The organism is Cupriavidus necator A5-1 (assembly GCF_000744095.1).
GTDB classification, from domain to species: Bacteria; Pseudomonadota; Gammaproteobacteria; order Burkholderiales; family Burkholderiaceae; genus Cupriavidus; species Cupriavidus necator_A.
The window spans coordinates 2,777,381-2,795,458 of sequence record NZ_JQLI01000008.1 but is presented as its reverse complement, the minus strand read 5'-3'; the positions used below and the strand labels follow the sequence as shown (position 1 = coordinate 2,795,458).

General features: G+C 66.5%; 20 protein-coding genes and 1 tRNA gene. 12 read left to right on the top strand and 9 right to left on the bottom strand.

Annotated features, from left to right (window positions below):
• Positions 1–38: 38 nt before the first annotated feature.
• The gene (locus tag K307_RS36865; RefSeq protein ID WP_042886036.1) at positions 39–938 is read right to left on the bottom strand and encodes a LysR family transcriptional regulator; all 900 of its coding nucleotides are present in this window, start codon (positions 936–938) and stop codon (positions 39–41) included.
• 122 nt (positions 939–1,060) lie between these two features.
• On the opposite strand from K307_RS36865, the gene K307_RS36860 reads away from it, so the two are divergent.
• Both K307_RS36860 and K307_RS36855 read left to right on the top strand, forming a co-directional pair.
• Complete coding sequence (locus K307_RS36860; protein WP_042886035.1) at positions 1,061–2,023, top strand: Bug family tripartite tricarboxylate transporter substrate binding protein; 963 nt, start codon at positions 1,061–1,063, stop codon at positions 2,021–2,023.
• Positions 2,024–2,067: 44 nt separating this feature from the next.
• Positions 2,068–2,892 (top strand): substrate-binding domain-containing protein, encoded by an 825-nt coding sequence (locus tag K307_RS36855; protein WP_051975339.1) that lies wholly within the window; start codon positions 2,068–2,070, stop codon positions 2,890–2,892.
• A gap of 214 nt (positions 2,893–3,106) precedes the next feature.
• Here the strand turns inward: K307_RS36855 and K307_RS36850 are convergent.
• The 6 genes from K307_RS36850 to K307_RS36825 all read right to left on the bottom strand — a co-directional run bounded on the left by K307_RS36850 (position 3,107) and on the right by K307_RS36825 (position 6,236).
• A tRNA-Leu gene (locus K307_RS36850) sits at positions 3,107–3,193 on the bottom strand.
• Positions 3,194–3,295: 102 nt separating this feature from the next.
• Complete coding sequence (locus K307_RS36845) at positions 3,296–4,117, bottom strand: MetQ/NlpA family ABC transporter substrate-binding protein (RefSeq protein WP_042886034.1); 822 nt, start codon at positions 4,115–4,117, stop codon at positions 3,296–3,298.
• A gap of 201 nt (positions 4,118–4,318) precedes the next feature.
• Positions 4,319–4,639, bottom strand: coding sequence for a type II toxin-antitoxin system PemK/MazF family toxin (locus tag K307_RS36840; protein WP_042886033.1), 321 nt, complete (start codon positions 4,637–4,639; stop codon positions 4,319–4,321).
• On the bottom strand, positions 4,633–4,881 hold the full coding sequence (locus tag K307_RS36835; protein WP_042886032.1) for an AbrB/MazE/SpoVT family DNA-binding domain-containing protein: 249 nt from the start codon (positions 4,879–4,881) through the stop codon (positions 4,633–4,635). Before K307_RS36835 ends, K307_RS36840 begins: the two co-directional genes overlap by 7 nt.
• Positions 4,882–5,035: 154 nt before the next feature.
• Positions 5,036–5,443, bottom strand: coding sequence for a VOC family protein (locus K307_RS36830; RefSeq protein ID WP_042886030.1), 408 nt, complete (start codon positions 5,441–5,443; stop codon positions 5,036–5,038).
• A 118-nt stretch (positions 5,444–5,561) separates the two neighbouring features.
• Complete coding sequence (locus K307_RS36825; RefSeq protein ID WP_042886029.1) at positions 5,562–6,236, bottom strand: SGNH/GDSL hydrolase family protein; 675 nt, start codon at positions 6,234–6,236, stop codon at positions 5,562–5,564.
• Positions 6,237–6,402: 166 nt separating this feature from the next.
• On the opposite strand from K307_RS36825, the gene K307_RS36820 reads away from it, so the two are divergent.
• Positions 6,403–6,873 carry an SRPBCC family protein gene (locus K307_RS36820; RefSeq protein WP_042886028.1) on the top strand — a complete coding sequence of 157 codons (471 nt, stop codon included), beginning with the start codon at positions 6,403–6,405 and terminating at the stop codon, positions 6,871–6,873.
• A complete protein-coding gene (locus K307_RS36815) occupies positions 6,870–8,351 on the top strand; it encodes a DHA2 family efflux MFS transporter permease subunit (RefSeq protein WP_042886027.1) in 1,482 nt (493 codons plus the stop codon). The genes K307_RS36820 and K307_RS36815 overlap by 4 nt, the downstream gene beginning before the upstream one ends.
• 66 nt (positions 8,352–8,417) lie before the next feature.
• On the opposite strand, the gene K307_RS36810 is transcribed toward K307_RS36815, so the two are convergent.
• Entirely contained in the window at positions 8,418–8,687 is a 270-nt protein-coding gene (locus K307_RS36810; protein ID WP_042886025.1) for an acyl-CoA-binding protein, read from the bottom strand.
• Between the two features lie 128 nt (positions 8,688–8,815).
• Between K307_RS36810 and tsaB the strand changes: the two genes are divergently transcribed.
• Genes tsaB through K307_RS36790 form a run of 4 tightly spaced genes read left to right on the top strand, consistent with a single transcriptional unit; the run spans position 8,816 to position 12,138 of the window.
• The gene (gene tsaB / locus K307_RS36805) at positions 8,816–9,568 is read left to right on the top strand and encodes a tRNA (adenosine(37)-N6)-threonylcarbamoyltransferase complex dimerization subunit type 1 TsaB (protein ID WP_042886024.1); all 753 of its coding nucleotides are present in this window, start codon (positions 8,816–8,818) and stop codon (positions 9,566–9,568) included.
• On the top strand, positions 9,565–10,125 hold the full coding sequence (gene rimI / locus K307_RS36800) for a ribosomal protein S18-alanine N-acetyltransferase (RefSeq protein WP_080745361.1): 561 nt from the start codon (positions 9,565–9,567) through the stop codon (positions 10,123–10,125). The genes tsaB and rimI overlap by 4 nt, the downstream gene beginning before the upstream one ends.
• Entirely contained in the window at positions 10,122–11,030 is a 909-nt protein-coding gene (locus K307_RS36795) for a uracil-DNA glycosylase (protein WP_042886023.1), read from the top strand. Before rimI ends, K307_RS36795 begins: the two co-directional genes overlap by 4 nt.
• The gene (locus K307_RS36790) at positions 11,005–12,138 is read left to right on the top strand and encodes a DUF1853 family protein (RefSeq protein WP_042886021.1); all 1,134 of its coding nucleotides are present in this window, start codon (positions 11,005–11,007) and stop codon (positions 12,136–12,138) included. The genes K307_RS36795 and K307_RS36790 overlap by 26 nt, the downstream gene beginning before the upstream one ends.
• Before the next feature lie 50 nt (positions 12,139–12,188).
• Here K307_RS36790 and lplT read toward each other — a convergent pair whose 3' ends face one another.
• The gene (lplT, locus tag K307_RS36785) at positions 12,189–13,508 is read right to left on the bottom strand and encodes a lysophospholipid transporter LplT (protein WP_042887891.1); all 1,320 of its coding nucleotides are present in this window, start codon (positions 13,506–13,508) and stop codon (positions 12,189–12,191) included.
• 580 nt (positions 13,509–14,088) lie between these two features.
• On the opposite strand from lplT, the gene alr reads away from it, so the two are divergent.
• The 4 genes from alr (at position 14,089) to K307_RS36765 (ending at position 17,878) form a co-directional block, all read left to right on the top strand.
• Positions 14,089–15,210: an alanine racemase gene (alr, locus tag K307_RS36780; RefSeq protein ID WP_042886020.1), complete on the top strand. Its 1,122-nt coding sequence runs from the start codon at positions 14,089–14,091 to the stop codon at positions 15,208–15,210.
• A 107-nt stretch (positions 15,211–15,317) separates the two neighbouring features.
• Positions 15,318–16,679, top strand: a complete 1,362-nt coding sequence (gene radA, locus K307_RS36775; RefSeq protein WP_042886019.1) for a DNA repair protein RadA — start codon at positions 15,318–15,320, stop codon at positions 16,677–16,679.
• Between the two features lie 2 nt (positions 16,680–16,681).
• Positions 16,682–17,353 (top strand): GNAT family N-acetyltransferase, encoded by a 672-nt coding sequence (locus K307_RS36770; protein ID WP_080745360.1) that lies wholly within the window; start codon positions 16,682–16,684, stop codon positions 17,351–17,353.
• A gap of 39 nt (positions 17,354–17,392) precedes the next feature.
• The gene (locus K307_RS36765) at positions 17,393–17,878 is read left to right on the top strand and encodes a disulfide bond formation protein B (RefSeq protein ID WP_042886017.1); all 486 of its coding nucleotides are present in this window, start codon (positions 17,393–17,395) and stop codon (positions 17,876–17,878) included.
• The last annotated feature ends 200 nt before the right edge of the window (positions 17,879–18,078 follow it).

Genomic DNA, 18,078 nt, shown 5'->3' with positions numbered 1-18,078 from the left:
GCGCGAAAAAATTTGCAAGTGCGCCGCGCTTCCACCAGTCACGCCTCGGGCATTTCAGTAGCAAGGATTTCAAACAGCGCCTTTGCCGCAGGCTGCAGCCCCCGGTCGCGACGGCGTATCAACGCCAGCACCCGGTCCACTGTCGGTTCAATCAGCGGGATGGCGCACAACCTCGGATGATCCGGCGGCAACGCCAGGCCCGGCAGCACTGCCATGCCGAGGCCGGCTTCAACCAGTGCCAATACCCCGACCACGTGGTTGGCCTCGTAATAGATGGTCGGACGCCGCTCAAGATGCGCAATGGCATTTTCGATCAGGGCGCGATTGCCGCTTTGCTTCGAGACGCCGGCCATCCGCTGCCCGGCCAGCTCCTGCCATGCAACAGACGGGCGACCGGCCCAGGCGTGGTCGCGCTGCAGCACCAGCCGATAGGGCTCGGTGCGGATCGCGCGGAATTCGATATTCGGTTCCTGTGCGCCCATGAAGTTGAGGCCGAAATCCGATTCTCCCGACAGGACGCTGGCCAGTACAGCGTTTGCGCTCTCGTCGATTACCCGCACGCGCACGCCCGGATGACGGCTTGCAAACACGCTGATGGCATCCGAGAGCAGGTGCACCGCGGCAGAGGGTATTGCCGCCACCGTCACCAGGCCGCGCTGCAGTGCGGTCTCGTCTCCAAGGCGGAAGACCGCGCTATCGAGAATATCCAGCGCAGCCCGGGCTTCCTCCAGGAACTGCTTGCCGATGCTGGTCGTTTCCACGCGCCGGGTGGTGCGCTCCAGCAAGCGCGAGCCGAGCGTCTTTTCCAGCTTGTCGATTCTGCGACTGAGCGCCGGCTGCGAGATATGGAGCGTTTCGGCGGCTACCCGGAAACTGCCCTTGTCCGCAGTGGCGACAAATGCCTGCAAATCCTCAAGAGCCAAATTAATGCGCGACATGCATGAAACCATCAGAACATTGCAATTCACAGAATAGTTTGGCCCGCGTACTCTTGCAATGCCCGCCCACTGCATCCTGAAATGCCGGCCGTGCCACATGAAGATGAATTACGGAGACTAAATTGCGACCTGCTGTCCGCCGCCTTGCGCTCGCCCTTGCCCTGGGCACTTTTACGTTTGCCGCCTGGGCTGAAACCTGGCCCGCCAAGCCAGTGAAGTTTGTCGTACCGTTCGGGCCGGGCGGCGCCAACGATCTGGTAGCCCGCGCAGTGGCGGATGCCGCATCCAAACAACTTGGTCAGCCCATCATCGTAGAAAACAAGCCCGGCGCCGGTTCGGTGCTTGGGGCTGACTACGTGGCCAAATCCGCCCCGGATGGCTATACCTTCCTCGTACCGGCGGCCGGGGTGATCACCAACGGCATGATCAAGGCGAGGATGCCCTACAAAGAGCAGGACCTGGTGCCTGTCGCCATGCTGGCTGTCAGCCCGTCCGTCATCGTCGTGTCAGCGGACTCCCCGATCAAAGACCTGAAAGGCCTGATCGCCAGCGGCAAAGGCGGCAAGAGCCTGAACTTCGCCACCGCAGGGACTGGCAGCACGCCGCACTTCGTCGCGGAAATGCTGAAGCTGGCGACCGGCTCCAGGCTGGAGATCATCCCGTACAAGAGCGGCTCAGAAGGCATGGTCGCCGTGGTCGGCAAACAGGTAGACGCGACTTCCGAGGCAAGCGTTGTGGTACTTCCCCAGATCAAGGGAGGGAAGCTGCGTGCGATTGCTTCCACCTGGAATACGCGCATTGCTGCCATGCCGGATGTGCCGACCACGACGGAACTTGGTTACCCCAACGTATTTATTGGCCACTGGTCCGGTGTGTTTGCGCCGCGCGGTACGCCTGACGCGATTCTCGACAAGATGAACAAGGCCATCGATGCCGCCATCAAGTCGCCTGAACTGCGCGCCCGGCTGATCCCGCAAGGCATCCAGCCAATGGGCGGAACACGCGCCGACTTCACGAAGTTCCTGGCCGACGAGAAAGCGCGCCTCGGCCCGATCGCGCGCGCTGCCAACATGAAAGAAGACTGACTGGCGTTCAAATTCGCCAGCAACAAGATCATGGAGACGACTTGATGAAGCTGACCGCCATGGCCGCCGGTAAGGCCTCCCTTGTTTTCCTGCTCTGGCTGGCCGGCCCAGCCTGCGCAGACGATATCCGCGTCATTACGTCGGGCGGCTTCACGGCGGCATACCAGCAACTGGTGCCGTTGTACGAAGCGGCCACGCAGGACCGCGTCATCACCGCCTACGGCGCATCGATGGGCAACGCACCGGATTCCATTCCCAGCCGGCTGGCCCGCGGCGAGACTTTCGATGTGGTGATTCTCGCGGACTCCGGTCTGGAGAAACTGGTATCCGAAGGCAAGGTGGCGGCAGGCAGCCGGGTCGACCTGGCCCGCTCGCTGATCGGCATGTCGGTCCGCAAGGGCATGCCTAAGCCGGATATCAGCACAGTGGAAGGCCTGAGGCAGACCTTGCTCAACGCGAAATCGATTGCGTATTCCGCCAGTGCCAGCGGGACCTACCTCTCCAATGAATTGTTCAACCGGCTCGGCGTCGCGGACCAGATCAAAGACAAGGCGCACAAGATCTACAGCGAGCGCGTCGGCGCCGTGGTGGCACGAGGCGATGCGGAAATCGGCTTCCAGCAAGTCAGCGAGTTGCTGCCATTCAAGGAGCTGGATTTTGTCGGTCCGTTGCCGGCCGAGCTGCAGCAATCGGTTTTCTTCTCCGCAGGCATGGTCGCGGGCAAGCAGTCCGCGGCAGCGTTGCGCTTTGTCCGGTTCCTTGCGTCCCCGGCGGCAGCCTCGATCGTACGAACAACAGGGCTGGAGCCGGTCGCCACGCCTCTGCCACCACCGGCGCCTCCGGCGCTCGGGCAGGCCCCGAAGCAGTAAGCCTGTCCTGGTCGTCGCAGAAACAAAAAAGGTCTGCTTTGCGCAGACCTTTTTTAATCGTGGTGCCCAGGAGAGGACTCGGTCACACAAGCGCGACCCCGGCTGCGCTTGCAAGCGCAGCCTTTCTCGTCCTCGCGAAAAGCGCTCAAGCACTTTTCTTCCTGGGCAGAAATGAAAAAAGGTCTGCATTGCGCAGACCGTTTTTTTTAAATCGTGGTGCCCAGGAGAGGACTCGAACCTCCACAGTGTTGCCACCGCTAGGACCTGAACCTAGTGCGTCTACCAATTCCGCCACCTGGGCAAGGTGAGCGCCGCATTTTACAGAAGGCGGCGGAATTTGCAAGCGCTTCTGGCGGGCTCACGCAAGGAATCTTGCCGGACTGCAGTCAAGCACTGGCGTCAATCAGAACGACGGCACCATCGCGCCCTTGAACTGGGCCTTCATGAACTGGCGCACGTCTTCCGACTGGTAGGCGGCCACCAGCTTCCTGACCCACGGCTTGTCCTTGTCCTGCGTGCGCACCACGATGATGTTGGCGTACGGGCTGCGCAGGTCTTCCAGGCCGATGGCGTCCTTGGTCGGCTGCAGGCCGGCGGCGAGCGCGTAGTTGGTGTTGATCACGGCGGCGCTGACGTCGGGCAGGGCGCGCGCCAGCTGGGCGGCGTCCAGTTCCACGATCTTCAGCTTCCTGGGGTTCTCGGCCAAGTCCAGCGGGGTGGCGTTGACACCGTTGGTGCCGGCGCCGGCCTTGAGCTTGATCACGCCTTGCGACTGGAGCAGCAGCAGGGCACGGTTCTCGTTGGACGGGTCGTTGGGCACGGCGACCTTGGCGCCTTGCGGCAGGTCCTTGGCCGACTTCAGGTTCTTCGAATAAATGCCCAGCGGCGAGATATAGGTGTAGCCGACGCTGGTCATCTTGTAGCCGCGCTGCTTGACCTGGCTATCGAGGTAGGGTTGGTGCTGGAAGCTGTTGGCATCCAGGTCGCCTGCGTCCAGTGCGGCGTTGGGCTGCACGTAGTCGTTGAACTCCACGACCTTGACGTTCAGGCCGTTGCGCTTGGCCACTTTCTGGACGACTTGCCAGACTTCGGCATCCGGGCCGCTGACGGTGCCGACGCGGATGGTCTGTTCCTGGGCCGAGGCGCTGCCGGCGGCGATAAAACCGATGGCGCCGATGGTGGACAGGGCGACCGCCAGGCGCTTGAAGAGAGACGTGCTGCGCATGAGAGTTTGGAAGTGTTCTGGTTATGTGGCGAGAGAGAGTCCCGCCGGGGCAGGGATCGCCTGCGCCGACGAGGGCCACAGATTAACGCAATTGCGTCAAAACTGCGCACGGGGAATGAATCTGGCGTCTATTTCTTTTTCATATTCTTATGAAATCAAATGACTCCATGAACCTGGCATTAAATGCCTTTGTGGCGTGCCTCAGTCCGCAAAGACCTCGCGCAGGGTGCGCAGGGTCTCCAGCATCGTCTTTTCGTTAAGGCCGCCGGCTCGCTTGAGCAGCCGTGACTTGTCCACGGTCCGGACCTGGTCCAGCAGGATCAGGCCGGTCTTGCGCTGGAACGTCACCGCGACGCGAAACGGGGCAGGACGACTGCCGGTGCTCATCGGCGCCACGGTGACGGTGCGCAGGTAGTCGTGCATTTCCGGCGGTGAAACGACGACGCAGGGGCGAGTCTTCTCGCTCTCGCTGCCGACGGTAGGGTCGAGCGCAACCAGCCAGACATCGCCACGCGCTACCATTTCAGCTCCGCATCGTCGGCGTTGGGGAAGTCGCCCAGCACGAGGTTGTCGTCACCGGCCGCGGCGATGGCCTGGCTTGCTTCCGCCCAGCCTTGACGGGGTGCGATTCTTGGACGCCGGATGACCAGCGCATCGTTCACGATTTCCATTTCCACTTCGTCCTCCAGACCTAGCTGTAACAGGATTGCCTTGGGGATCAGTACCCCTTGGGAGTTGCCCATCTTCCGGATCGTCGCTTTCATGCCTCGTCCCTCGTCGGTTGCGTACACTTTTCGTGGCAGCACAATGTTATAACGACAGCGGGTTCGAGGCGAGGTCATGCGCGATGCTGCATGGAAATGTGACATCCGAGCCTGGTCTTGGACAGGCGAAATGTCCGAAAGTCGGTGCGCTGCGTCAGCCGGCCACCGCACCGTATCCTTCCCCCTTCCACTCAATAAAACAAAGCCCATGCCCAAACGGATCCGACAGCGTCGCCTGCCGCCCCCATTCGAAATCCTGCGGCCAGTCCTCGATCTCCGCGCCGGCTTCCAGCGCGCGTTCAATGGCCTGTTCGAGGTTGGACACGACAAAGTCCAGGTGGACCGGCGTCCAGTGGCGGCGATAGTCGCGCGGGGTGTCTGAGCGCGTGGTGGGGCGGGTGCCCGCCGGTTTGGCGAGCAGGTAGATCGGCGTAGTGCCGCCGACCATTTCCGCGACGGTACCGTCGAACAGCTTGCGGCTCAGCTTCAGGCCGAGCGCTTGTTCGTAAAAGCCGATGCCGCGCGACAGGTCGTCGACGTCGATATTGATCAACAACTCCATGACAGCCTCCTGACGGCGTTCTGTGTGAGAGCGGCCGCATTGTGCGCCGGGGCTCCTGACAATTCCTGTCAGGAGTGATGTTTCAGCCGGCCGTCAGGCGGGTGCCCGGAGGGCGGCGTCAGCGCTCCAGCAACCGGTGCACGACCAGGCACAGCGCATCGCCGAGCGCCAGGTGAGCGTCGGCGTCCAGGTGCACGCCGTCGACCTCACTGCTCTGGATCACGGTGCCCGCATCGAACAGCGGGCAGTCCAACTGCGCGCAGACCTCTGCAACGGCCTGCGGCAGGCCCACCCACTTGTGCTCGCCGCCCGCGAACTTGGACGCCAGCGGGCCGCGCGGCGTGCGGATCGGCGGCGGCGTGACCACCAGTACCGGTGGCACCGGCATGCCGGGTTCGATCGGCGCGGTACGGATTGCGTGCACCAGCGCGCCGATGCCCTGGGCGGCGTGCCAGGCATTGTGCGGGTGCATCGACTGGAAATCGTTGTTGCCCAGCATCAAGACCACCAGCGCCAGCGGCGAGTGGATCTCGATGCGCTGCGCCAGTCCTTGCAGGCCGTTGCGCCCGGGTTTGAAGGGGTCGTCCCAGACCGTGCGGCGGCCGTTCAGGCAGTCTTCGATGATGCGAACGGGCGCGCCGCCGTCGGCGTTCAGGCCGAGTTCCAGCCGGCCGGGCCAGCGCACCGGGAAGGGCAGGCGCTGGCGGGTGCCCGGCACGATGCCCCATGAAAGCGAGTCGGCGTAGACAAGGACTTGGAGGGGATCAGTTTCGGCCAAAGGCGCGGCGGGCATGAGGGGGCTCCAGTCTGCGAATATGCGGTCGATAAACAGCAAAGGGAGCGGCGTTCAGAGTACCGCCGCGGGCTGTGACAGAAATGTTGCACCGCGCAGACAAAAAGGTCTTCCGAACACGCGGAGACTTCATAATATCGACTTACTGCTGACAGGGAGAAAGAAGTTGCGTTTCGAGCACTTGGTTGAGATCAACGATCCAGGCAACCCTCAACTGGATCCGCTGACGCCTGACCAGCTGTGGCAAGGGCTGGTGCTGCGCGCCGAGTCGCCCGAACTGTTCGTGCTGGGCCTGGACAGCGCCGAGGTGGTTGGCCGGGGCGACAGCTGGATCGATCGGGTGCTGCATTTCGGCGCGGCCTCGATCCATGACCGCGTGGTATTCGAGCCGCGCCGGCAGGTGCGCTATGAAACCGCCGCCACCGCCGAGCATGCCGGCGGCACCCTGACCATGGCGATCGAGACCCCGGGGCCCGGCGCGCTGCTGCTGCGCTTTGTCTACGACACCACCATGCCTGCGGTCGATGCCAGCGGCGACGCCCGCTATGCCGAGATCGTCAAGTCCGCCTACCACGAGGCCGACATCGACACCGTTCGCAAGATCCGCGAGATCGCCGACACCGGGCGGCTGGGGTGAACCGCGGCCCCGTCACGCCGGAGGGCTCCGGCCAGCCGCCGGGCGGGCCGACGCGGCAGGCGCTGCGTGCGCGCTATGGCGACCGGCTGCGCTGGCTGGTGCTGATGACGCTGATGCTGGGCACGATCTCGTCGATCGTCTCGTCCACTATCGTCAACGTTGCCATTCCGGACCTGAGCCAGCACTTCGCGCTGGGCCAGGAGCGCGCCCAATGGGTCGCGGCCAGCTTCATGATCGCGATGACGCTGTCGATGCTGCTGACGCCGTGGCTGCTCAATCGCTACGGGTTGCGCCGCACCTTCCTCGGCGCGTCGGTATTGCTCGGTGTGGGCGGCTTCTTTGGCGGGTTCTCACCGACCTATGGCGTGATGATCGCGATGCGCGCGGCCGAAGGCGTGGCGGCGGGCATCATGCAGCCTTTGCCCAATATCCTGATCCTGCGCTCGTTCGAGGAGCGCGAGCAAGGCAAGGCGATCAGCGCGTTCGGCTTCGGCGTGGTGCTGGCGCCGGCGTTGGGGCCGAGCCTGGGCGGCTTCCTGGTGGAGGCGTTCGGCTGGCGTTCCATCTTCTTCGTGGTGGTGCCGCTGACGCTGATCGGCGTGGTCATGGCGCGCCGCTTCATGGCGGTGGATTCGATCATGATCGGCGAGCGCGAGCCGCTGGACTGGCGCGGACTGGGGCTGGCCGGCATCGCCACGGTCAGCCTGCTCAACGGCGTGGTGCAGATGCGCGACAGCGTGCCCGCGGGGCTGGCGCTGGCGGGCTTTGGCGTGCTGATGCTGGCGGCGTTCGTGCTGTGGCAGCTGCGTGCCGCCTATCCGCTGATGAACCTGCGGCTGTACAGCTACCGGCAGTTCGCGGCCGGGGCGGTGGTGGCCTTTATCTATGGCGCGGGCTTGTTCGGCTCGACCTACCTGCTGCCGGTCTACATGCAGATGGCGCTGGAATACACGCCGTCGCGCGCGGGCCTGGTGCTGCTGCCGGCGGGCGTGGCGCTGGCCCTGACGATCGGGCTGGCGGGGCGCTTCACGAATCGGATCGCGCCGCACGTGCAGGTGTCGTTCGGGCTGGCGCTGCTGGCCTTGTCGTTCGTGCTGATGGCACTAGGTTCGCGCACCACGCCATACCTGGTGCTGGTGGCGCTGGCGATTCTGGGGCGGATCGGGTTGGGCTGCATCCTGCCGTCGCTGACGCTGGGGGCCATGCGCGGGGTGGATTTCTCGCTGATTGCGCAGGGCTCGAGCTGCATCAACTTCCTGCGCCAGCTGGGCGGCGCCATTGGCGTGAGCCTGGCAGGCGTGGGCCTGCAATGGCGGCTGGCGGAGCATGGCGCGGTGGCGGGCCAGGCCGGCGATGCAGCGTTGCAGGCGGCGCGCATCCGGGCCTTCGATGAAACCTTCCTGGCGGTGGGGGTCGTGATCGCCAGCGCGATGTTCTCGGCGTGGCGGATCCGGCCGAGGCCGGTGCCGGCGGGCTGAAGCCGCCGGGGCGTGAAGGATGCGTGACCGGGAGCGCCATGCCGGCGCCCCGCGGCAAGGTGCGGATCAGCTGGCGGCGCCGCTGCGCAGCTCTTCCACCAGCGCGATGTACTGTTCCATCGCCTGTTCGCGCGCGGTGCCGCGCAGCGCTTCCCAGGCTTCGAACTTGTAGCGGCCGACAAAGTCGGTCATGCCCGGCTTGTCGCCGTGGGCGTCGCCTTCGCTGCCTTGCTTGAACAGCGCGTACAGGCGCAGCAGGGTCATATTGCTGGGGCGCTCGCTCAGTTGCTTGACGTCGATCTGGGCCTGGTCGAAGCGTGCCTGCAGGTCGCTCATGGTTTCCTCCGTTTGTTCTGGCTGGATTGCAAAAGTGCAGCCCGATGATAGCCGCGCCAGCGTGCCCTACCGTGCGTATAAAACCGAAGAAGCCCTCGGTTCCGGGCGCCAGCGGATACAATCGCGCCATGTCCTGGATTCTTGCTGTTGAAACTTCTACGGAGTGGTGCTCGGTCGCGCTCGGACGTGCCGTCGCGGGTGCCGGAATCGAGTGCCTGGTGCGCCATGAGCACACCGGTGTACGCTCGTCCGCACGCGTGCTGCCGGCCGCGGGCGAGGTGCTGGCCGAGGCCGGCATCGCGCTCGCCGATTGCGCCGCGATCGCCTTCGGCGCCGGCCCGGGCTCGTTCACTGGCCTGCGCACGGCCTGCGGCGTGGCGCAGGGGCTGGCCTTCGGGGCCGGCCTGCCGGTGGTTCCCGTCAATACCCTGATGGCCTGCGCCGAACGCGCGCGCGAGGCTTCGCTACCGGACAATACCGCGGTGCTGGTGGCGCTGGATGCGCGCATGGACGAGGCCTATTCCGGCGCCTTCCGCTGGAATGCCGCCGTGCGGGAATGGGCGGAAATCACGCCGATGCGGGTCGGCGCGCCGGAAACGATGGCGCTGCCCAAGGGCGATTTCTGGCTCGCGGGCAATGCCTCGACGGTATTCGGCGAGCGGCTGGCAGGCCTGGCGCGCGCCTCGCGCGTGCTGCCGGAGGCGATGCCGCATGCGCAGCCGATGGTCGCCATCGCCCTGCGCGCACTGGCTCGCGGTGAGGCCATCGACGCCGACCAGGCCATGCCGATCTACCTGCGCGACAAGGTCGCCCAGACCATCGCCGAACGCGAAGCCGTGGCCGCCGCACGCGCCGCGGCCCAGGCCGGGAGCGCATCGTGAGCGCCGCCTATCCGCTGGAAGAGCGCAACGAGTGGCCGGTAGTACCGGCCATGCCGCCGCTGCCGGACGGCTGGGCGCTGGGCCGCATGAGCGCGCTGGACCTGGAGGCCGTGGCCGGCATCGAGGCACGCGCCTACAGCCATCCGTGGACGCGCGGCAATTTCGAGAACTCGGTCAAGGCCGGGCATCTCGGCCTGACGCTGCGCGACCCGGCCGGCACGCTGGTGGCCTACGCCGTGCTGATGCCGGTGGTCGACGAAATGCACCTGCTCAACATCACTGTCGAGCCGCGGCGCCAGCGCCAGGGGCTGGGGCGGCTGATGTTGGCGATCGTGCTGGCTACCTCGCACGCGCACCGCATCCGCACCATGCTGCTGGAAGTGCGCCCCTCCAATGCCGGCGCGATCGCGTTGTACCAGGCCGCCGGATTTGTCGAGATCGGACGCCGCAAGGGGTATTACCCGGCCGCGGGCCGCACCCGTGAAGACGCGCTGGTGCTGCGCCGCAGTTGGCCGGAAGATGCCGCCGCCAATGAAGGCACGGAGGGCCGCGCATGAGCCGCCGCGCGCAATTCCTGGAAGTGCTGGGCATCCCGGCGGAGTGGGTGCTGCGCCAGCGCGCCGGCGGCGAACCGCAGGCCCTGGCGCTGCCCGAGGCAGGCGAGGCCGCCACGGCTGAGGCGCCGCTCAGCGCCGCTCCTGCCGTTCCGGCCGTTTCGATTGCCGAAGCCCGGCCCGTAGCCGAAGCGCCCCTCGCCGCAGTGGTGCAGGCCGCCGCGCCGACGCCGCCAGCCGAGGCACCGGTCACCTTCGCCAGGGCGCCCGCGATGCCCTCGCTGGTGCCGGCGGGCCCGGAGCCCGGCTCGGCGCAGGCCGATCGCGAGGCCGCCATCGCCACCATGGACTGGCCCGCGCTGGAAGCGGCGGTTGCCGGCTGCACCGCCTGCGGCCTGTGCCAGACGCGCACCAACACCGTGTTCGGCGTGGGCGACCGCCAGGCCGAATGGATGCTGATCGGCGAAGCCCCCGGCGAGAACGAGGACCAGCAGGGCGAGCCCTTTGTCGGCCAGGCCGGCAAGCTGCTCGACAATATGCTTGGCGCGCTCGGGCTGGCGCGCGGGCGCAATGTCTTTATCGCCAACGTGCTCAAGTGCCGTCCGCCGGGCAACCGCAACCCGGAGCCGGACGAGGTGGCGCAGTGCGAGCCCTTCCTGCGCCGCCAGATTGCGCTGGTGAAGCCCAGGGTGATCGTGGTGCTGGGCCGCTTTGCGGCGCAGTCGCTGCTGCGCTCGACCACGCCGATCGGCAAGCTGCGCGGCACCGTGCATATCTACGAAGGCATCCCGGTGGTGGTGACCTACCATCCGGCTTACTTGCTGCGGACCCTGACCGACAAGGCGCGCGCCTGGGAAGACCTGTGCCTGGCGCGCGAGGTGCATGACCGTGCGGGAGCTGGGGCCTGATCTCGCGCTGAACCGCGGCGGCGACGGCAATTTGCCGTCGGGCCCGCCGCTGTGGCGCCGCGCCGCGTCGGCACGTACGCGCGACCTGGCCTGGACCACGCTGTCGCCGCCGCTGCTGGCGGCGGTACCGGGCGCGGCCCCGGCGCGCTGGCCCGCCGGCACGCTGGCTGCCTGGCAGCGCTGGCTGGAGACGGCCGACCCCGCCGCGCTGCCCGCCACCATCGACGAGCTGGCCGACGGCCATCCGCTCTCCGCCGACGATTCCAGCCATGACCCTGCGAGCCGCAGCCTGCGTCTGGGCCGCCATGCCGAAAGACTGCTGCATTTCGCGCTGCGCCATATGCAAGGGCTGTCGCTGCTGGCCGCCAACGTGCCGGTGCGACGGGCGGGCAGGCAGGGCATCCGCACGCTGGGCGAGCTGGATTTCGTCTGGCGCGAGCTGGCTTCCGGCGAGGTGGTCCACTGGGAGATGGCGGCCAAGTTCTACCTGATGGCCGGCACGCAGCCGCTGCCGCGGTTGCAGGATTTTGTCGGCCCGAACCTGGTCGACCGGCTTGGCGACAAGCTCGGCCACGTGGTGCATCGCCAGCTGCCGCTCGGGCGCACGTCCGAGGCGCAGGCGCTGCTGGGCCATGCGATCGACCGTAGCGAGGTCTACCTGTTGGGCTGGCTGTTCTATCGCGACGGGCAAGTGCCGGCAGGGCTGGACGCGCTGGGCATTGCGCCCGACCACCTGAACGGCTGGTGGTCGTCGCTGGACGGGTGGATGGCGCGTGCCGCTTCGCGGCCAGTATCGCGCTGGTGCCGGTTGCCGCGCTCGGGCTGGCTGTCGGGGGCGTTCGTGCCGGAGGCCGGTACGGAAGAGGTCGAGGCGCTACACGCCTTGCTGGCGCAACGCTTTGCCGATCCGCGCCATGATCACGGCTGGCGCCGCGAAGCGCCGGTGATGCTGTGCGAACTGGAACCGGCGGGGCCGCAGGCGCCGGGGTGGTGGCGCGAATGCTCGCGGGGTTTCGTGGTGCCGCCGGGCTGGGAGGCAAGGGCGCTGGCGCGGGCGGCGGAGGAGCCGCGGCCGGGGCCGCGGGCCGCGCCGGACGACGCGGCCTGATCCCCGCGCCGGCTGTGTGGCTGGCAGGCGGGGCGAGCGAGTGTGACGGCCTAGTGGTGCTTGTCCTCGCCGATCATCGCCAGCGAGTTGAACGTACGCACGTTGTATTTGTGCAGCTTGAGCACCAGCCACATGGTCAAGCAGATAAACAGCCCCAGCGCGATGATCACCACGCCGATCGGCACGTTCAGCTTGATCAGCAGCGCGTACAGGCACAGCATCAGCAGCACCGAGACGTTCTCATTGAAGTTCTGCACCGCGATCGAGTGGCCGGCCGACAGCAGCACGTGCCCGCGGTGCTGCAGCAGCGCGTTCATCGGCACCACGAAGTAGCCTGACATCGCGCCCACCACCATCAGGAACACATAAGCGATGAACATGTACAGCGGCATGTGCATGCCCAGGATGTGCAGCGTGACCTCGGGCATGGCGTTCTTGGTATAGAAGGCCATGATCATCACGGTCGCGCCCATCGCCACGCCGAAGGGTAGCACCGACAACGACTTGCGCAGCGGGATGCGCGCGGCGGCGAGGATCGCGCCCACGGCCACGCCCACGGCCACCACCGCCTGCAGCAGCGCGCCCTGCGACAGGTTCAGGCCGAGTGACTTTTCCGCCCATTTCAACACGATGAACTGCAGCGTGGCGCCCACGCCCCAGAACAGCGTGGTCACCGCCAGCGAGATCTGGCCGAGCTTGTCGCGCCACAGCGCCAGGAAGCAGTCGCCGAACTCGGCGATCAGCTTGATCGGGTTCTTTTCCTGCTGCGGATAGCGCGCGCCGGTGTCGGGGATAAACAGGTTGAAGACCGAGGCGACCACGTAGAACAGCATGATCACCACCATCGCGGCCTCGGCCGGCGTGTCGATGCCGGTGTTGATGTAGGGCAGGTCCAGACGCAGCAGGATGTCGGAGATATGCACCGAGATCAGTGCGCCGCCCGCCACGGTGCCCAGGATGATCGAGCCCACCGTCAGCCCTTCGATCCAGCCGTTGGCCATCACCAGCTTCTCAGGGGGCAGCAGCTCGGTCAGGATGCCGTACTTGGCCGGCGAGTACGCCGCCGCACCGAATCCCACCACGCCATACGCCAGCAGGGGGTGCAGCCCGAACATCATGATCGCGCACCCGACCACCTTGATGGCGTTGGTGATGAGCATCACCCGCCCCTTGGGCATGGAGTCGGCAAAGGCGCCCACGAACGCGGCGAGGATGACGTAGGAGAGGACGAAGAACAGCTTGAGCAGCGGGGTCATCCACTGCGGGGAATGCAATTCGGTGAGAAGGGCGATGGCGGCGATCAGTAAGGCGTTGTCGGCCAGCGACGAAAAAAACTGCGCGGCCATGATGGTGTAAAAACCCTTCTTCATGCTCTCGACTTTGTCTCCATCGCGCACTCCGTGCGGCTCGGCCAGGGCGGCGCCGGCCGAGGAGGCCATGGTTTGCAGGGAACCTTGTGCCGCGGCCGTGTCGAATTGTGTCGGTTGCACTTTGCTGCGGCGACGTGCGGCTTGCCTGGCAGTCATTGACATAATGCTTCGCTTTTAGAACATGGCCGGAGCGTCCGGCTTTATATCACGAAACCATGACATTCCCGAACCCCGGCAAGGCGCCTTTTTGACAGCCAATTGCCGCGCCGATTCCCCAAGGACCCCCGGCACCGGCTTCTGAATGTGTTCAAATAACGGCTGCGAACGCCGCCAGCCTACCGGGTCTTCCCTGATCTGGTGCACTGGTCGGGCAAGATGGCGACCGGAACACATTAGCGCGAGATGACCCGCGCCGGTTGCCCCCAACGTGCTGCCACACACCGACAGGTGATGTTTGCGCCATCGACACTGAGACAGAGCCGTCCTTCCAGCCGCCGCCGTGCCGCCAGCGCGCGCTGCCCGCGTCGGCGTTGCCCGCTGGATCGCCCGCCCGCTCGTCCTATTTTCGAGATGTGACTCCATGCCAAGACCCATCCACGCTGTCATCCACCAACCCGCCCTCGCCAACAACCTCGACGTTGTGCGCCGCAGCGCGCCCGATTCGCGCATCTGGGCCGTGGTCAAGGCCAATGCCTACGGCCACGGCATCCGCCGTGTGTTTGCCGCGCTGCGCGGCGCCGACGGCTTCGGCCTGCTCGACCTGAACGAAGCTGTGCTGCTGCGCGACCTCGGCTGGCAGGGCCCGATCCTGCTGCTGGAGGGCTTCTTCCAGCCGCAGGACGTGGACGTGATCGAGCAATACCGCCTGACCACCGCCATCCATTGCGACGAACAGCTGCGCATGCTGGAAAGCGCACGTCCCCGGGGGCCGCTGGCGATCCAGCTCAAGCTCAACACCGGCATGAACCGGCTGGGCTTCCAGCCGGCCCAGTACCGTGCCGCCTGGGAGCGCGCCCGCTCGATGCCCTGTGTGGGGAGTATCGTCCATATGACGCATTTTTCCGATGCGGATAGTCCCCGAGGCATCGCCCACCAGATCGAAGCCTTCGATGCTGCCACGGCCAACCTGCCGGGCGAGGCCAGCCTGTCGAACTCGGCCGCGGTGCTGTGGCATCCGCAGGCGCACCGGGCCTGGGTGCGCCCTGGCATCATCCTGTACGGCGCCTCGCCGTCCGGGCGCGACGCCGATATCGCCGGCACCGGGCTGCAGCCGGCCATGTCGCTGCACAGCGAGCTGATCTCGGTGCAGGACCTGCAGCCGGGCGACAGCGTCGGCTATGGCTCCTTGTTTACTGCCGATCGGCCGATTCGCATCGGCGTGGTGGCCTGCGGCTATGCCGACGGCTACCCGCGCCATGCTTCCGGCTGGGGCGAGCAGCGCGCGCCGGTGCTGGTCGACGGCGTGCGCACGGAACTGGTGGGGCGCGTGTCGATGGACATGCTGTGCGTGGACCTGACGCCGTGCCCGAAGGCCAAGGTGGGCAGCGCGGTCACGCTCTGGGGGCAGGGCCTGCCGATCGACGAGGTGGCGCAGGCCAGCGGTACGGTCGGCTATGAGCTGATGTGCGCACTGGCGCCGCGCGTGCCGACTACGGTGGCGACCATCACGGCGTCTGACAGCGCCGCGCCCGTAGTGGCCTGAGCGCGCAGTCCCGCGCAAACCGCCAGCGCGGGCACAGGCCCGCCGCCTTACCATCTGCCGGCCGGGCCACTTGTGTGCCCGGCCCTTTTTTCCTGCAAGGACATCCGTTGGCCAAGACCAAGACTGTCTATACCTGTACCGAATGCGGCGGCACCACGCCGCGCTGGGCCGGCCAGTGCCCACATTGCCAGCAGTGGAACACGCTGGTGGAGACGGTGGCCGAGACCGCCTCGACCAAGCGCTTCCAGCCGCTGGCCGCGTCGGCCACGGTGCGCAAGCTGTCCGAGATCGAGGCGGCCGACGTGCCGCGCTTTTCCAGCGGCATCGATGAATTCGACCGCGTGCTGGGCGGCGGGCTGGTGTCGGGCGGCGTGGTGCTGATCGGCGGCGACCCCGGCATCGGCAAGTCCACGCTGCTGCTGCAGGCACTGGCCAACCTGGCCGGGCAGCGCCGCGTGCTCTATGTCAGCGGCGAAGAATCCGGCGCGCAGATCGCGCTGCGCGCGCAGCGCCTGGGGGTGGAAAGCCCGTCGCTTGGGCTGCTGGCAGAGATCCAGCTCGAGAAGATCCAGGCCACGCTGGAGGCAGAGAAGCCCGAAGTCGCGGTGATCGACTCGATCCAGACCCTGTACTCCGAGGCGCTGACCTCGGCGCCGGGCTCGGTCGCGCAGGTGCGCGAATGCGCGGCGCAACTGACGCGCATCGCCAAGAGCACCGGCATCACCATCATCCTGGTCGGCCACGTGACCAAGGAAGGCAGCCTGGCCGGGCCGCGCGTGCTGGAGCATATTGTCGACACGGTGCTGTACTTCGAGGGCGATACCCATTCCTCGCACCGGCTGATCCGCGCTTTCAAGAACCGCTTCGGCGCGGTCAACGAGCTGGGCGTGTTCGCGATGACCGAGCGCGGGCTGCGCGGCATCAGCAACCCGTCGGCGCTGTTCCTGTCCCAGCATGAAGAGACCGTGCCGGGCTCGTGCGTGCTGGTGACGCAGGAGGGCACGCGGCCGCTGCTGGTGGAAGTCCAGGCGCTGGTCGATACCGCGCATGTGCCCAACCCGCGTCGGCTGGCGGTGGGGCTGGAGCAGAACCGGCTGGCGCTGCTGCTGGCGGTGCTGCACCGGCATGCGGGCGTGGCCTGCTTCGACCAGGACGTGTTCCTGAATGCGGTTGGCGGGGTCAAGATCACCGAGCCCGCGGCCGACCTGGCGGTGCTGCTGTCGATCCATTCGTCGATGCGCAACAAGCCGCTGCCGCGCGGGCTGGTGGTGTTCGGCGAAGTCGGGCTGGCGGGCGAAATCCGGCCAAGCCCGAGGGGCCAGGAGCGGCTGAAGGAGGCCGCCAAGCTGGGCTTCACGCTGGCCGTGATCCCCAAGGCCAACGCGCCCAAGCAGAAGATCGACGGGCTCGAAGTGATCGCGGTGGAGCGCATCGAGCAGGCGATTGATCGCGTGCGGCACCTGGACTGAGCATGGACGGCGACGGTATGGCCTTGGAGACCGAACGCCTGCGGCTGCGCCAGTGGCGCGAGGCCGACTACGCGCCGTTTGCCGCGCTCAATGCCGACGCGGAGGTGATGCGCTACTTCCCCGCCACGCTGACGCGCGCCGAAAGCGACGCGATGGCGGATCGCTGCCGCGACCTGGTCGCGACCCGAGGCTGGGGTTTCTGCGTGGTTGAGCGCAAAATTGATGGTGGCTTCCTGGGGTTTGTCGGCCTGCACGAGCCAGCGGCGGCACTGCCGTTTTCCCCCTGCGTGGAGATCGGCTGGCGCCTGGCGCGGCATGCCTGGGGCAGCGGCTACGCGACCGAGGCGGCACGCGGGGCGCTGGACTGGGGCTTCGGGCGGCTGGGGCTGGAGGAGGTCGTGTCCTTCACTGCGCTGGATAACCGCCGCTCGCGTGCGGTGATGGAGCGGCTCGGCATGCACGAGGATGCGCTCGTGTTCGAGCATCCCACACTGCCGCCCGGGCACCCGTTGCGGCCGCATTGCCTGTATCGTCTGCCGCGCACGGCGTGGCAGGAGGCCGGAGCCTGGCACCGCTGCGTCAATCCGCCGCAGGGCAGGGGATGCGGCCCCGGTGTGACGCCCAAGGCGGGCGCCGCAAAATCGGTAATAATGCGCAGCAACGCCGCGCCCTGAACTGACGGCACCGTTTACCGGAACACCTGATCACCATCTATGCAAGCCAACTCACGTGCCTATTTCCTGCTGATCGCCCTCGTTTCCTTCGGCCTGGTCGGCGTTGCGCTCTACCTGCAGTTTGAAAAGGGCTACCAGCCTTGTCCGCTCTGCGTGATGCAGCGCTTTGCCTTTATCGGCATCGGCATCTTCTCGCTGCTGGCCGTGGTGGCGCAGAATACGCGCTCGCTGTGGCAGGGGCTGGGCATGCTGTCCGGCATCGCCGGCATTGCGGTGGCGGTTTACCACGTGTCGCTGCTGCTCAATCCCAAGGCCAGCTGCGGCATCGATCCGCTGGAGAACTGGGTCAATGCGTTGCCGACGGCCAAGGTGTTGCCGCAGGTGTTCTATGCCGATGGCCTGTGCGCTGCGCCGCTGCCGCCGGTGCTGGGGCTGTCGGTGCCGGCGTGGTCGTTGATCTGGCTGTTTGTGCTGACGCTGACGTTGGCGGTGGGGTTGATTCGGCGGGAGAAGAATTTCCGCTGAACTTCGCGGACAACGGAATAGAGAACCGGCGCCATGGGCGCCGGTTTTTTCTGCTGCGCTGCTCGACGCTGGCTGTTTGCACCCCTCTCCCATTTATGGGAGAGGGGCGGGGGAGAGGGCGGGAGCCTCCACGAAGTGAGGCGTTTCGATGCTTGCCATGCGCCTGCCCTCTCCCGCATGCGGGAGAGGGAAGCAAACAG

What these genes read in the sequence shown, in the direction of transcription:
- K307_RS36865 (WP_042886036.1), bottom strand. Translation starts at nt 938, where the DNA reads ATGTCGCGCATTAATTTGGCTCTTGAGGATTTGCAGGCATTTGTCGCC.
- K307_RS36855 (WP_051975339.1), top strand. Translation starts at nt 2,068, where the DNA reads ATGAAGCTGACCGCCATGGCCGCCGGTAAGGCCTCCCTTGTTTTCCTG.
- K307_RS36845 (WP_042886034.1), bottom strand. Translation starts at nt 4,117, where the DNA reads ATGCGCAGCACGTCTCTCTTCAAGCGCCTGGCGGTCGCCCTGTCCACC.
- K307_RS36840 (WP_042886033.1), bottom strand. Translation starts at nt 4,639, where the DNA reads ATGGTAGCGCGTGGCGATGTCTGGCTGGTTGCGCTCGACCCTACCGTC.
- K307_RS36835 (WP_042886032.1), bottom strand. Translation starts at nt 4,881, where the DNA reads ATGAAAGCGACGATCCGGAAGATGGGCAACTCCCAAGGGGTACTGATC.
- K307_RS36830 (WP_042886030.1), bottom strand. Translation starts at nt 5,443, where the DNA reads ATGGAGTTGTTGATCAATATCGACGTCGACGACCTGTCGCGCGGCATC.
- K307_RS36825 (WP_042886029.1), bottom strand. Translation starts at nt 6,236, where the DNA reads ATGCCCGCCGCGCCTTTGGCCGAAACTGATCCCCTCCAAGTCCTTGTC.
- K307_RS36810 (WP_042886025.1), bottom strand. Translation starts at nt 8,687, where the DNA reads ATGAGCGACCTGCAGGCACGCTTCGACCAGGCCCAGATCGACGTCAAG.
- tsaB (WP_042886024.1), top strand. Translation starts at nt 8,816, where the DNA reads ATGTCCTGGATTCTTGCTGTTGAAACTTCTACGGAGTGGTGCTCGGTC.
- K307_RS36795 (WP_042886023.1), top strand. Translation starts at nt 10,122, where the DNA reads ATGAGCCGCCGCGCGCAATTCCTGGAAGTGCTGGGCATCCCGGCGGAG.
- K307_RS36790 (WP_042886021.1), top strand. Translation starts at nt 11,005, where the DNA reads ATGACCGTGCGGGAGCTGGGGCCTGATCTCGCGCTGAACCGCGGCGGC.
- lplT (WP_042887891.1), bottom strand. Translation starts at nt 13,508, where the DNA reads ATGAAGAAGGGTTTTTACACCATCATGGCCGCGCAGTTTTTTTCGTCG.
- alr (WP_042886020.1), top strand. Translation starts at nt 14,089, where the DNA reads ATGCCAAGACCCATCCACGCTGTCATCCACCAACCCGCCCTCGCCAAC.
- K307_RS36770 (WP_080745360.1), top strand. Translation starts at nt 16,682, where the DNA reads ATGGACGGCGACGGTATGGCCTTGGAGACCGAACGCCTGCGGCTGCGC.
- K307_RS36765 (WP_042886017.1), top strand. Translation starts at nt 17,393, where the DNA reads ATGCAAGCCAACTCACGTGCCTATTTCCTGCTGATCGCCCTCGTTTCC.